General features: G+C 49.5%; 12 protein-coding genes. 3 read left to right on the top strand and 9 right to left on the bottom strand.

What is annotated here, in order from left to right; translation table 11 throughout:
• Positions 1-60: 60 nt before the first annotated feature.
• From E1189_RS15300 to gspE, 9 genes are all read right to left on the bottom strand, one after another.
• Entirely contained in the window at positions 61-564 is a 504-nt protein-coding gene (locus tag E1189_RS15300) for a type II secretion system protein M (protein ID WP_155161201.1), read from the bottom strand.
• Positions 564-1,913 (bottom strand): type II secretion system protein GspL, encoded by a 1,350-nt coding sequence (gspL, locus tag E1189_RS15295; protein ID WP_155161200.1) that lies wholly within the window; start codon positions 1,911-1,913, stop codon positions 564-566. Before gspL ends, E1189_RS15300 begins: the two co-directional genes overlap by 1 nt.
• Positions 1,914-1,919: 6 nt before the next feature.
• On the bottom strand, positions 1,920-2,900 hold the full coding sequence (gspK, locus tag E1189_RS15290) for a type II secretion system minor pseudopilin GspK (RefSeq protein WP_155161199.1): 981 nt from the start codon (positions 2,898-2,900) through the stop codon (positions 1,920-1,922).
• Complete coding sequence (gene gspJ, locus E1189_RS15285; protein ID WP_155161198.1) at positions 2,900-3,688, bottom strand: type II secretion system minor pseudopilin GspJ; 789 nt, start codon at positions 3,686-3,688, stop codon at positions 2,900-2,902. The genes gspK and gspJ overlap by 1 nt, the downstream gene beginning before the upstream one ends.
• Positions 3,685-4,101: a type II secretion system minor pseudopilin GspI gene (gene gspI, locus E1189_RS15280; protein ID WP_196221463.1), complete on the bottom strand. Its 417-nt coding sequence runs from the start codon at positions 4,099-4,101 to the stop codon at positions 3,685-3,687. Before gspI ends, gspJ begins: the two co-directional genes overlap by 4 nt.
• Complete coding sequence (gspH, locus tag E1189_RS15275; RefSeq protein ID WP_155161196.1) at positions 4,079-4,588, bottom strand: type II secretion system minor pseudopilin GspH; 510 nt, start codon at positions 4,586-4,588, stop codon at positions 4,079-4,081. Before gspH ends, gspI begins: the two co-directional genes overlap by 23 nt.
• 37 nt (positions 4,589-4,625) lie before the next feature.
• Positions 4,626-5,078 (bottom strand): type II secretion system major pseudopilin GspG, encoded by a 453-nt coding sequence (gspG, locus tag E1189_RS15270; protein ID WP_196221462.1) that lies wholly within the window; start codon positions 5,076-5,078, stop codon positions 4,626-4,628.
• A gap of 63 nt (positions 5,079-5,141) precedes the next feature.
• The gene (gspF, locus tag E1189_RS15265) at positions 5,142-6,365 is read right to left on the bottom strand and encodes a type II secretion system inner membrane protein GspF (protein ID WP_155161195.1); all 1,224 of its coding nucleotides are present in this window, start codon (positions 6,363-6,365) and stop codon (positions 5,142-5,144) included.
• A 4-nt stretch (positions 6,366-6,369) separates the two neighbouring features.
• The gene (gene gspE, locus E1189_RS15260) at positions 6,370-7,872 is read right to left on the bottom strand and encodes a type II secretion system ATPase GspE (protein ID WP_230460432.1); all 1,503 of its coding nucleotides are present in this window, start codon (positions 7,870-7,872) and stop codon (positions 6,370-6,372) included.
• A gap of 404 nt (positions 7,873-8,276) precedes the next feature.
• On the opposite strand from gspE, the gene E1189_RS15255 reads away from it, so the two are divergent.
• The 3 genes from E1189_RS15255 to E1189_RS15245 all read left to right on the top strand — a co-directional run bounded on the left by E1189_RS15255 (position 8,277) and on the right by E1189_RS15245 (position 11,991).
• Entirely contained in the window at positions 8,277-8,909 is a 633-nt protein-coding gene (locus E1189_RS15255; protein WP_155161193.1) for a type II secretion system protein N, read from the top strand.
• Positions 8,910-8,996: 87 nt separating this feature from the next.
• Positions 8,997-11,045: a type II secretion system secretin GspD gene (gene gspD / locus E1189_RS15250; RefSeq protein WP_155161192.1), complete on the top strand. Its 2,049-nt coding sequence runs from the start codon at positions 8,997-8,999 to the stop codon at positions 11,043-11,045.
• A 289-nt stretch (positions 11,046-11,334) separates the two neighbouring features.
• The gene (locus E1189_RS15245) at positions 11,335-11,991 is read left to right on the top strand and encodes an endonuclease (RefSeq protein WP_155161191.1); all 657 of its coding nucleotides are present in this window, start codon (positions 11,335-11,337) and stop codon (positions 11,989-11,991) included.
• The last annotated feature ends 90 nt before the right edge of the window (positions 11,992-12,081 follow it).

The raw sequence follows: 12,081 nt of genomic DNA, 5'->3' as shown, positions 1-12,081 counted from the left end.
AAGGAAAGCGGAACGGGTGGAAAAAGTAACTACAGAGCTGCCAACGATATAAAGATCAGATTAACGGGCCAGACGCAGGAATACCTTGACCATACCAGTCTGATCTGTACGCTCCACCCGAATCTGGCGGACTTCCAGCCCTTCCCTGTTGTGGAGTTGTACCAGCCACCCCAACAGCTTCTGGTAAGGTGCGGCATCCAGCCAGACTGACACACCTTGTCGGGCGGGCTGTACACGGGTCAAATTCAGTCCGGCTCGCTTACCACTGCTGGAGATAGCAGCGGCTGCGTCTTTTTTCGGCCCAGTGTTTTGGCTTTTTATAAGCACTTTGGTGCGCTCATAATTTGCAGCTAAAAACGCTTGAGTTTCCCGTTCAAGAGTCAACTCTGCGTATTCTTTGTCTGCCCAGTCATCTAAAGGCTTCCACACAAGAAACCAGAACAGTACGATAACCATGAAGCCAGAAAGTGCCATCAAGGCACGCTGGTCTTTCTGGGGCATATTCTGGAAACGCTCCCGCACAGGATCAATAACAGGAGTCAGCTTATTTGTCAGTACACTCATCAGGCTCTCCTCACTGTCAGACGGGCAGACACACCTTTGACATCCTGATTCCCGGTATCCATTCGGGCGTTAAGACCAGCGGATTTCAGTGCATCCACATAACGATTAAGAAGCTCGAAGCTGTCAGCATGAACATCAAGGGAAAGGCGGCCGTTGACCTCATTAAAATCCATTGCCTTCGGTATAATGCCTTTACCAATTTCGTCATCGCTGACATTAGAAATCACTTTCAACATATTAAGGAAATCAGCACTGCTTTGTTGCTGGCTGGAGTCTCGCAGAAAGCGTGTTAGATTATGACGAACATCCACAACCCGCCGGTCGTCAGGACGCAGCTCTTTATAGGTGGAAAAATTTTCATTCCTCAAAGCTTGCGCCTGATACTGGAAATAAAAACCGCTTCCGGCATTAAACAGTAGTTCAATCGTTAGCCATAGCCCTGCCGCAACGGCCACAGGGCGCCACTGACGCCAGCGCCGGGAGGATTTGCGTGTACATTTGAATGCACCAGTGCGAAAATCCAGTAGCTGGCGCTTTTGAAGAGATCGTGCCATTTCCGACAAAAGGAATGGGAGCAGAGAGGCTTCTGCACGTACCTCACAACTCACCGGAACATCCTGCCCTGCTAAAGTTTCAAGACGTTGTACTGCAGAACCGTTGAGTTCGTCGGTGTAAACAGTCATACCAGCCATCACCGGTTGACGGTGTTCGACAGCATCATCTTCCTGAAGACCATTTTCTTCAGCTTCATCTTCCAGAAGGCCGGGCACAACGATATCAAGGGCATCTCGATCCAGCCATTGGCCGAAGCTATTATGGGAGGCAACAAAAGCATGTTCTCCTTCCAGCCAGACCGTTAATTCCCCGTCTTTACCCTTGAGAAACTGTGTTTCCGAAAGCACTTTCACAGGGTCAAGATCGACAGCCGCAAACTTCTGAAGAATGCTAGTCATGGCGCTGTGACCGATGCAGGCAGCATAGACTGTATCATCACCAATCTGAGCTGAAACCAGATGCTGGCTCTCAATATCCGAAGCCAGCCGCTCCTCCAGAAGATAAGGTAATGCCTGTTGCCAGTGCCTGCGCTGATTCTCTTGCAAGTGAATCAAATGACTGTTGGCCATAAAACCTGAAACTACCAGCACCACCGGCAAGTCCTGCTCATCATCGGACAGGGTCTGCCACCACTGGGAAAGTTGTTCCAGATTTCCAACCTGGAGGGTACTTTCCGGGTCGTCAGCTGCGCTGCCATCCTGCGTCACCCAAAGCCACTCCAGTGAAAGTTGCCCCACACTCACATCAGAATCCGGACACAGCCTGACAATCAGTTGTGTTTTCGTTTTTATCAAACTTTCCTACCTCACTGATTCCCTTAAGGTGTTGACCCATCGGGGGTATTGCCCGATTTCCCGGGAAATAACGGTGACTTTACCTTCTGCATTTCTGGCGAGGCGACTATGCAGGTAATAAGTAATATCCCGATAACGCGCCTTGATATACACACTAAAGTAGTAGCTTTTGAAAACCACCATCCCTGCCGCTTTCTTATCTATTTTATTGCCGATCAGTGGATGCTTAATCAATTCTTTCATATCAGCAAAGCCATCCTTGCCACGCCCGTCAACAAAGGCTTTGGCATCCGATTCACTAATGCGCTCATCCAGCATACGCAAAACCTCCGCTGATACGGTATTGATATTCAAACCATCATTAGTAGGCAAAATAGTCACCAGCGGTAATACCCTTTCAAAATCTTCCGGCGAGAGAATATCCATAAGCCGCAATTCAGATACCGATGCCAGAGGGGCGTCTCCTGTCCTGTAGGGCGGAGCCAGCAGTAAATAATAGTTATCCTCAGCTCCCCCAGGGAGTGCATCCTGATTGTCATCCACCCAATCCACAATGCGGTAAGCCAGCTGTGCATCGATGCCATTAGCCACAAAAAGCTGTTCCAGCATCTTTAATTTGTCTTTAGTATCCTTCCCGGTTTTTCCTGCCAGCATATTAAGGTTGAATCGCCCCTGATCGTCCAGAGTCTGAATGGTGATTTCACCATCCTCTGTTTCCAGTGTTTTATCCAGTTCAGCCCAAGGTTCATACCAGTGATCAACAGCACGTTTAGCCTTCCGGTCCTGTTCAGCGTCTTCTTCCAACAATACGGCAACAAACTGTTCCGCCCCCATAGCATAGTGACGTGCCTGCATATTTTGGAGATAACGGGAGGTCTTCTCCGTATTAAAGTGCAGATTCGACACAATTCGCGTCGCCATGACTGCAATCATTGCAAAGATAAGCAAAACGAATATCAGAGCCACACCTTGTTCGCGACGAGGCATTAGTCATCCTCCGGATAAAGAGGAACTGATATTATTGAGCCATTGCCAAAAGGCGTGGCTTGCCCCCCGTCAGGCTGTGTTTGACTACCCTCACCGGAATTACCTGCTGGATATTGTGGTAACGAAACTTTCTTTTCATTTTCCCTGAAGGAAACGCCTGCAAGGAATTGCTGTACGCTCCCCAGTCTAGGGTGCAGGATAGTGTACTCCACTGCGGCAGGCACCATTTTCAGGCGTTCACTTTGTTTATCACTGGCAGGAGGCCAGCTGCTGTGCCAGCGTTTTTTATTATCCCGAAATCTAAGAGAAAAACCCTGAATATTATCCAGAAGCACCTGCTCACGGTAGGGTGTGTCGGGTGCTCTATCAAGGGTTTCCCAGTAACGCCTGAGTAAGCGTCCGCCATCGTAGGCATAACTGACTCGCTGCAATTCACTGCGTTTAGCATTGGTATAGTTTCGCCACCCATGGCGGGTAAATGTCACAAGTGCATTCTGAGCATTAGTGGTAACGGCTGCTTCATAGTCACCAAATTCGTTGCGAATGGGGCGCATCGCCATTTGAGATAAATCGGTATTCAGAATCGCCAGCGCTCGCTGCATCTCACTACTCTGCTCAAACAGCGCCAATGTAACCTCATGGGTACTGCTGACTGATTTAAACAGCCTGTAGCAACCGGCTGCCAGCAAACTGAAAATAGCAATAGCAATCAACAGTTCCAGAAGGGTGAACCCCGACTTTCTGGACTGCCTTTTAGCGTTCGATATGCAGGAAGAAAAGTGACTCATCTCTCCCTCTCCCGCCGGATGTAACCCGTCAAACGAAATAGTGGTCTGGCCTTATCATCAGGACGCGCCTTACCGGGAAAGACCTTCACCTCAACTTTGCGCAGGTTACGCTGAGCTGTTTCTTCAATCACATCGCGTATATACCACTGCTTGCCACTCAGCTCTATGCTGCTGTTTCGCTTTCCCGGATCGGGAAATGAGCCTTCAATGTAATAGCGGTTCAGCTGCTGGTCAGCAATCCATGAAGCCTGTATTTTTTCCTGTATATAAGCAGTCTGACGAATAGCCCTGCCATCAGCCACCAGCAGAATACTGGCTGCCAGAGCAAAAACAGCCAGAGCAACAAGAATTTCCAGCAACGTAAAACCGGCTTCTGAAGCCCATGCTGATTTAGGGGGTCTGGACCGGGCCAACACCATCACTCTCCAGAATCACCGAGTAGCGATGATCGTCTCGTAGGGTAAATTCAAACCGAAAAGGAGTGACCTGGGTATCTGTTGAAAAAATCCATGCAGGTTTCTCATTGTCCAAATCCTGCCACTTCTGCTCAGGGGCGTCCGTCACAGCCGAGCTGTCCCCATAATTGGTAAGGACGACATTATCGGGAAACCGGTATTCACGGAATGACTGCTCATTAAGCAATCGCCACTTATCTTCATCTCGTGACCAGATCCACCAGCGATAGCCGTTCCCCGTCATCGATAGCCCCATTTCTGTATTTTCCAGCAAGGCTCTGTCTCGCGCCTGCTCCATCAGGGTTTGCAGCCTCAAGGCTTCATCTTTCACCGTCTGCCCCGGACCACCCGCACTCGGAACAATCATTGCTACACCAACCACAATCCCTATAATTAGCAGCACTACCAGCAGCTCAAGCAGTGTAAAGCCCTGTTGGCACCCCATTCTGTGAACCAGGAGTCCTTTCTTTTGTGGTTGCACGCTAGTCGTCCCAGTTGCCTATATCAGCGTTGAAGCCTTCTCCTCCCACACGGCCATCAGCTCCAAGAGAGTAAAGATCGTAGCTGTTGGTATTGCGTGTTCCGGGCTGCTCATACTGATAAGGATTACCCCATGGGTCCTGGGGGATTTTTTTCAGATAGCCATCTGGGTTCCAATTGCGAGGTTCCGGACTACCCGAAGGCTCATGCACCAAAGCGTCCAGCCCTTGATCAGTACTGGGATAAAAGCCATTGTCCAGACGGTACATTTCCAAAGCACTGGCAACAGCTTTTACATCAGCATTGGCGACTGTCACCTTGGCTTGATCTGGACGGCTCATAATATTGGGCACAACAATCGCAGCCAGCACCCCCAAAATAACTACGACCACCATGATTTCGATCAGGGTAAAACCACCCTGCCTGGCAGGCATACCATTGCGTTTTAACATCATTTCCACTCCTCCAAAAACTCTTCTAATAATCTGTTAGAGGTCAATAAATTATGCGGTACACGTCTAGCCTAACAAGCTGTCCATGCTGAGAATGGGTAGAAGGATAGCCAGTACAATCACCATCACAATACCGCCCATCACCACCAGCATCAGTGGCTCAAATATCCCAACCAGCATGGAAACCCGGTTTTCCAGCTCCATCTGTTGATTATTAGCTGTGCGCTCCAGCATATTATCCAACTCACCCGTAGCCTCACCGCTGGCAATCATATGCATCATCAGGGGAGGAAACAGAGAGGTGTCCTTTAAGGCTTTATGCAAACTGGCACCTTCACTCACCTTCTTCGCCACAATAATGACCGAAGCCTTCATGGCATCATTGCTGACCACCTGTGCGGCTATAGCCAGAGCATCCACAAGAGAGACACCACTTCGGGTCAAAATACTCAATGTGCTGGCAAACTGTGCGGTATTTAAGGTCCGACTGAATCGCCCAATCACCGGTAATGAAAGAATTCGCTTATGCCACACCAGCCGGACAGCGGGCTTAGACAGGCTATACCGAATACAAAAAAACGCGATCACGCTGCCTAACAAAAACCAGGGCCACCACACCTGAAACCCTTCACTGACGGCTATAAGGAAGCGCGTTAGTGCAGGGAGTTCCTGCCCACTCTCAACAAAGACTTTAATCACATCCGGTACAACATAGCCCAGAAGAAAACTCACAATGCCAACAGCCGCCAGCATCAAAATCACGGGATACAACATAGCCAGCTGAACCTTCTGGCGGGATTGCATGCGTTGCTCTGTGTAATCTGCTAACCGGTTAAGCACCTTGTCGAGGTAACCGGCATGTTCACCGGCAGCAACCGTGGCACGGTACATTTGAGGAAAGTAGTTCGGGAAGGTATCCAGGCTTTGAGCCAGGGTATACCCCTCTAGAACCCGTGAACGAATCGCCAGCACCGCATTACGGGTACGACGATTCTCCTGTTGTTCAGCCACGGCCTGCAGTGCCTCTTCAATAGGCATAGCGGCTTGCACCAGTGTCGCCAGCTGGCGAGTGATAAGCGCTAACTGGGACGCAGAGAGCCCGCCACCGAAACTAAAGGCCGTTGATGTGGAATCTCCCTTTTTCTTCTTCTCAGCCACCTCTTCGACAGACAGTGGTGTCCACCCTTTATCCCTAAGGGTCTGGCGAATCTGTCGTGCACTGTCCGCTTCCAGAGTTCCCCTCTGCTGCTTACCCGCCTCGTCCAGTGCTGTGTATTCAAATGCCGCCATGGAGTTAGTCGTCCTGAGTTACACGGAGCACTTCTTCCAGAGTTGTCACCCCGGCCAGCACTTTGAACATGCCATCGGTGCGAATACCCGGTGAGGCTTGTCGCATATATTCCACAATGGCCATTTCACCTTCATTACGATGAATCATCCTTCGAATCTGTTCATCTATGATGACCACCTCATAAATACCTGTTCGCCCACGATAACCATTGAATTTGCAGTCACTGCAGCCTTTGGCGTGATAAAGAGTCGGGGGATGCTCAGGGTCAATTCCAAGCTGCCGGCATTCAGCATCATCCGCGATGTACCCCTCTTTACAGTTGTCGCACAGTAAACGAACCAGACGCTGAGCCATCACCCCCACAAGGCTGGAGGAGAGCAGGAATGGTTCCACTCCCATATCCTGCAAACGGGTAATAGCCCCCACAGCCGTATTGGTATGGAGTGTTGAAAGAACCAGGTGGCCGGTCAGAGAGGCCTGGACAGCAATTTCTGCCGTTTCGGTATCACGTATTTCCCCCACCATCACAACATCCGGGTCCTGACGGAGAATGGCTCTCAGCCCGCGGGCAAAGGTCATATCCACCTTGGTATTCACTTGCGTCTGACCAATGCCTTCGAGGTTATATTCAATAGGGTCTTCAACAGTAAGAATGTTGCGGCTGGCATCATTCAAAGAGGACAGACCGGCATATAGGGTAGTGGTTTTACCAGAACCCGTTGGCCCGGTTACCAGAATAATGCCATGGGGCTGGGATAGCATATGGCGAATACGGCTCATGTGCTCTTCAGGCATACCCAGATGTTCAAGACTCAAACGCCCTGCCGCTTTATCCAGCAAACGCAACACTACTCGCTCTCCATTACTGGATGGCAGTGTCGATACACGTACATCCACCTCTTTGCCTGCCACACGCAGGGATATACGGCCATCCTGCGGAATACGTTTCTCGGCAATATCCAAACGTGCCATAACCTTGATACGGGATACCAGCAATGCCGCCAGAGTCCGCTTCAGGCTGAGAATCTCCCGTAAAACACCATCCACACGGAACCGGGCCACCAGCCGACTCTCAAAGGTTTCGATATGAATATCAGAGGCACCCTCCTTGATGGCTTCGGTCAGTAATGCGTTAATCAGGCGGATAACCGGGGCATCGTCAGACTGTTCGAGCAAGTCCTCGGTCTCCGGCACGGCATCGGCAAGACTGAACAGGTCTGGGTCATCGCCTATACCTGCCACATGCTGCAAGGCATCAGCACTGTTCTGGTGATAACACTGGGTCATCAGCTCAGAGAACTCCTCTCTCTCCAGCCTGCGATAAACCAGTGTGCGCCCGGCAAAACGGCGTACTTCAGCAAAAATATCAGGCTGGGGCCTGCCATGGCTCAGTAGCAGCGCCTGGCCATCCTCTTCAGTGAGAATGACTTGATGGCGATTAGCAAACGGAAACGGCAATAACGCAACCGGGCCATCCTGGCTGGATACAGATGCCTCTGGGGCCAACTGGTCGGAGGCCAAATCTACAGAAGATGTACTCAACACTGAGCTCCTGATCTCGAAGTCATAACTGTGACATCACACCTTTATTATTGTTTCGATCGGCCAAACTCAGGATACACACAGAAAATTCATTGTTTTTATTATTTTCACCTGTTCTACCGACACGATCCTGTCAGTGGAGTCGGGCAGCATGCCCAAACCCGCGCTTAAAAATATGAAACAGGTGTTATTTTCGCAATGTATTTTGCAACATCTTCTTACGCATCTTCGAAAATAACATCAAATTTGCAAAAAAAAACCGATAACGCCTTATCAAGTTTGACGTTTTTTGAATTCCACTGTTATCTTCATAGCAGGGCAAACACCTACAATTCTACGGACATTACGAGCCTTATTTAAGCATCAATATGAATAACGACATACTGGCCATCGGGCGCCAATGGCTCGTCAAAAACCACCGACATGTTTTACTGGTGGGTTTATGCACCGGGCTTATTAGCTCTTTAACACTGCATTCCGTGCGTCTGGCTGAAGAAATAAAAGCCGAGCCGCCCGAACGCTCCAGCTACGATCCTGGCCAGAAAAGGCAGACATTAGCGGCCAATGATTTTCAGCTTCTGTTCGGCCAGGCCAATGAGAAACCCAAAGCTCAGAGTGCCTTGGAGATTCCTGCTACCAATCTGAATCTTACCTTGCGGGGTGCTCTTGCAGGCATTGGTGATGTCCCCTCCAGCGCCATCATTCAAGGCAACGACGGGCAGGACCGTTTGTATCATCCTGGAGATACCATTGTCCGTGGAGTCACTCTGGAAAGCATTCATTCCCGCCATGTTGTGATCAGCTATAACGGCCGGTTACAGAAATTACTGTTCCCAGAAGTCAGCAATCAGGGAGCAAAGCCCTATACTCCATCGCCTCCGTCGGCAAACACGCAAACCAAGCTTCCCCCCGGCCCGCTCAACAACGTTGATCAGGTTCAGGACTTGGAGAAAAAGATGGATAGCCTGCGGCGCCGGTTTGAAAACAGCGACGACAGCTGAGTAGCTTCACTACACCGTCATACAAAATCGGGCAAGGAAATATTCAGCATGTCGATAACTACAAAGAATTCATGGGTTGGCACTTAAATGACGATGCGCACTTTACTACCGTCAGGCGGTTTCAGCCTGAAAATAGCACTTCTGGTAGCCGCAACATCCTGGTTACCAACGACCTACTCCAGTCAACAAGCGTCGACTGCACAGGTGGAAGTGGATACCACAGCCAGTTCCCAGTCAGAGAAATCGACTGAGGAGAAGCGCTGGACACTTAATCAGCAAAATGCTGATATTCGTGAATTTATCGCTCAGGTGGCAGTTATCACCGGCGAAACATTTGTAATCGACCCACGCATTAAAGGTGGCAACACCGTAAGCGTGATCTCTTCTCGTCCTATGACGAAGGACCAGATTTACGATATTTTTCTGGAAGTACTGAATGCCAATGGTTACGCCGTTATTCCAAAAGGCAAAGTTCGCAGCATCATCCCCAGTACTACGGCAAAAACTGCCAGTCCGACATTTAACGGTCAAGATAAGCCGGCCAGTGCCACAATGGTGACCCGTGTCATCGACCTTCACAGCGTCTCAGCTGTGGAAGTTATCCCCATTGTCAGGCCTCTGATTGCTCAGTATGGCCATGCAGCGGCATCCGCCTCAGGCAATGCTGTAGTTGTCAGTGACCAGAAAGACAATGTGGATCGAATCACCAAACTGGTACGGGAGCTGGATCAAGCCAGTGACAACGATTACGAAGTACTGCCTCTGGAACATGCCTGGGTAGGAGATGTGGCCAAAATTATTCAGGACACGCTCGCCACCTCCAAAGGCCAGCTCCCCAGTGGTATGCAGGTCATTGCCGATGAGCGCAGCAACCGGCTGGTTATCAAAGGTAACGCCAACAAACGCTCACGGGTACGCAAACTGGTTCAGACTCTGGACAAAGAAGGCATTCGCAAATCCTCTACGAGAGTTATCTTCCTGCGCCACGCGGATGCCAAGAACCTTGCCGACATTCTGAATGAAGCCTCCCAGACCATTCAGGATGAGTCTACGGATGCAAAAAGCTCTTCCTCCAGTAAGAGCCGTCCATCGAATCGATCGCAAGCATCCAGCCAGTCTGGAAGTAAATCCAGTAATAAAGGTTTGGGTGGTCATACTTTTATACGAGCTGACGAAACCACCAATGCCCTGATTATGATTGCCGACCCAGATACGCTAAAAGAGCTGGAAGGGCTTGTGCGGCAGCTGGATATCCGCCGGGCACAGGTCCTGATTGAAGCGGCTATCGTGGAAGTCTCCGGAAATATCAACGACACCCTTGGTCTTCAGTGGGGCTACCAGGGAAAAACGGCTCCCAGTCAAAGAAGCGTCGACGATCCATCCATCGGCAATCCCATTTCCGTTGTTGGTGCGCCGCTGGATTATGCCACGATGTCTGTTGGGCAGGTCTTACTGAGAAATAGTAATTTTGGCGTACTGGTCAACGCTCTTAGCAAGCAGAGCAACGTGAACCTTATGTCCACGCCAAACTTGATGACGCTGGACAATGAGGAAGCTGAATTTATCGTGGGTCAGGAAATCTCCTTCACCACAGGTTCATATCAGCAGAGCAATAGCTCAAATACCAACCCTTTCAGCACGACTGAGAGAAAGCCTGTGGGTTTAACATTAAAAGTAACCCCTCATATTGGCGACGAAAGCACATTAAGGCTTGAGATTGAGCAGGAGCTATCCAACGTGATTGAGCCAGGCTCTTCAGTCAACAATAACAACCCCGTCACCTCCCAGCGTAAAATCAAAACCGTGATTATTGTCGATAATCAGGAAACCATTGTACTGGGTGGCCTGCTGAAGGATAACGTCCAAAAAATAACTGATAAAGTGCCGCTGTTGGGAGATATCCCCTTACTGGGACGACTCTTCACTAACAAAAAAGATGTGTTGGAAAAACAGAACTTAATGCTGTTTATCAAGCCCAGTATTGTCAGGAATAGTGAAGATGCTCAGGCTGCCACAGCCGATAAATACTCCACCCTGAGAATGATCCATAACGGAAAAAGTACCTCTCCCCTAAGAGGCAAAATGCCAGACAATGCAGATGGTTTATTCCACGGTGAGAACCATTACACAAACTAAATCATCACCTGCGGGCGTTCTACGCTCGCAGGTCCTGCTTTTAATAAGTTGTGACACAGCAAGAACGGAAAAGATGCCGTCTGCCTATGCAAAAGCAATGGTTTGGGTACCTATAACAACACCATTGAACGACTCCAGCCTTTTTCTTTCTAGTCTTTTATTCTTCAGTTGAGCATGTTTGAATTGTGGTTATTCTTCAATTCATGCACTCTCGATAATGTCCCTTTCCAGCCCATCAACCTTTTATCGCTTACTATGCTGTTTCTTTTGGCTCTTTAGTCTCTGCATCATGACTGCAGCTCAAGCATCGGGCACTCCCTCAAGCTTTAGCGCAGCCAAAAGACAAGCCATCAAAATTTACCACGGCCATGAAAAGACTTTTTACTGCGGCTGCGATTTTTCTATCAATCAGAAAAAACTTACCCCCGACTTAGACTCATGCGGGTATCAGATTCGCAAGCAGGAACGCCGCGCCAGTCGTATTGAATGGGAGCATGTTATGCCTGCTTGGGTATTCGGACATCAGATGCAATGCTGGCAGGACGGCGGCCGTAAAAAATGCAAAAAAGATCCTGCGTTTAAGTCTATGGAAGCCGACTTATTTAACCTCACTCCCGCCATCGGTGAAGTGAATGGCGACCGCTCAAATTACAGCTTCGGCGTACTTCCCAGCACTCCCAATATGTACGGACAGTGCGATTTCAAAGTCAACTTCAAACAGAGAACAGCAGAGCCCCCCGCAGCAAAGCGAGGAAAAATTGCCCGCATTTACCTCTATATGGCGGCCCGTTATAGGCTAAGGCTCAGTAAGCAGGATAAACAGCTCTACACAACCTGGAATAAAATGTACCCCGTTACACCGTGGGAAAAAGAAAGGAATGAGCGTATCAGTCAAATACAGGGTTGGAGTAACCCATACGTTTTAGAGCGGTTAGAACAACAGTAAGCCAACAGTCTCAGGTTACGCCCGTCAACCCAGCCTAAGTACCCGGACCATTGCTTTCGTATAATGATGGCGAGTGGATTTTTTCGCACT

The sequence above is a fragment of the Parendozoicomonas verongulae genome (assembly GCF_009711465.1).
Lineage (GTDB): Bacteria > Pseudomonadota > Gammaproteobacteria > Pseudomonadales > Endozoicomonadaceae > Sansalvadorimonas > Sansalvadorimonas verongulae.
Note: the sequence above shows the minus strand (reverse complement) of the source record. Positions and strands in the feature narration are given on the sequence as shown.